At 66.4% G+C, this 262-nt stretch carries 1 protein-coding gene; it reads right to left on the bottom strand.

Annotation, left to right across the window (positions count from 1 at the left end):
* Positions 1 to 9: 9 nt before the first annotated feature.
* A partial coding sequence (locus PUR56_RS43180) for an integrase core domain-containing protein (protein ID WP_329875163.1) occupies positions 10 to 262 on the bottom strand: 253 nt, incomplete at its 5' end.

Here is a 262-nt window from a genome sequence, read left to right as displayed (position 1 = left end):
TGTCCCGCGTCAAGTAACTGGCAGGTTTTGGGGTTCGGGAAAGTTGGGGACGAGCGGGTCGGCCTGGCCGGTGTGCACGTCGTGGGGCCGGTTCCAGGCGAGTGCCTCGTGAGGGCGGACGGTGTTGTACTCGAGCCGGTAGTCCTCGGCATGGCGGACCAGGTCGAGGGCGTCGGGTATCTCCTCCAAGAACAGCTTCTCGTACTTCAGCGAGCCGAAGCCCCGCTCGCGTGAGCCGTTCTGGCCCGGGGTACGGACCCTG

Source organism: Streptomyces sp. BE303 (assembly GCF_036290945.1).
Classification (GTDB): domain Bacteria; phylum Actinomycetota; class Actinomycetes; order Streptomycetales; family Streptomycetaceae; genus Kitasatospora.
Note: the sequence above shows the minus strand (reverse complement) of the source record. Positions and strands in the feature narration are given on the sequence as shown.